The organism is Zoogloea ramigera, from assembly GCF_006539865.1.
Lineage (GTDB): Bacteria > Pseudomonadota > Gammaproteobacteria > Burkholderiales > Rhodocyclaceae > Zoogloea > Zoogloea ramigera.
Genome location: NZ_BJNV01000182.1, coordinates 1 through 916, shown reverse-complemented (window position 1 = coordinate 916; position 916 = coordinate 1). Strand labels below are relative to the sequence as shown.

The 916-nt window shown below is 52.9% G+C and carries 2 protein-coding genes; one reads left to right on the top strand and one right to left on the bottom strand.

Annotation, left to right across the window (positions count from 1 at the left end; genetic code table 11):
- Positions 1–218, bottom strand: a 218-nt coding sequence (locus ZRA01_RS20345) for a hypothetical protein (RefSeq protein WP_141355191.1), incomplete at its 3' end; no start/stop codon positions are given.
- A gap of 147 nt (positions 219–365) precedes the next feature.
- On the opposite strand from ZRA01_RS20345, the gene ZRA01_RS20340 reads away from it, so the two are divergent.
- On the top strand, positions 366–581 hold the full coding sequence (locus ZRA01_RS20340) for a helix-turn-helix domain-containing protein (protein WP_141355190.1): 216 nt from the start codon (positions 366–368) through the stop codon (positions 579–581).
- Positions 582–916 lie beyond the last annotated feature (335 nt).

The following is a 916-nucleotide window of genomic DNA, read 5'->3' as shown; positions in this document are numbered from 1 at the left end:
GCATTCGCCATGGGGATAGCAAAGTGGCTCTCAACCGACTTCAGGCCCATATCGCGCTTGATGTGCTCCCAGATGTACAGAATCTTCCTGCCACCAAACGGGCGGATGTAGTGCGTTCCTTCGATCAACACGCTGTCTTTCAGACGTTCCCGAATCGTCCGTGGGTCGTACTTGATGCGAGCCGACAACTCGTCGGTGGTGAGGTAGGTCAGTGACATGACGGTCTCCAAGAATTAAAATCACGCAGAACTGCAAAAACGCACCCAGCTGGGCGTTTTGTCGTTCTGAATGACATTCTAGCTCTCAGAAAGTCGTTTTCAATCTATTTTTGTCATCTGGGATGACTTTTTGTTTTGGAGGAAAGAATGATCCGATGTCACCTGTCCCGGATGATGGGCGAGCGAAAGCTCAAGATTGCTGACGTAGCCCGTGAAACAGGCCTTCACCGCAACACGATTACCTTGCTCTACAACGAGACGGCCAACCGGGTGGACATGGAGACGATCGACCGCCTCTGCGACTTGTTTGCGTGCGGGGTGGGGGATCTGTTCGAGCGAGTATCTGACGACTCGGCTCCGTGAAAACGGAGGCACGGAAAGCAGTACTCAAAACCGTGCCTCGGGGGAAAAGCTGCCGGAGCGTGGGGCACGGCATGGGCACAGGATGGGCACGGCGTGGGCACAAAACAAAAATGGGCTAGACCCTTAAGATCTAACCCATTGATTTGTTTGGCGCGCCCGACTGGAGTCGAACCAGTGACCCCTGCCTTCGGAGGGACGGAAATAGCGATCTGAAGCGGTCTGAAGCGTCCGCAGGCGTACTCTAACAGATTGATTTATATTGTTTATGTGGCCTAGTTGAGTCTTGTTTGTTCGTGTTAGAATTTCCGTATGGTTTCCGTACGGACAAAGCGCCA

What these genes read in the sequence shown, in the direction of transcription:
- ZRA01_RS20340 (WP_141355190.1), top strand. Translation starts at nt 366, where the DNA reads ATGATCCGATGTCACCTGTCCCGGATGATGGGCGAGCGAAAGCTCAAG.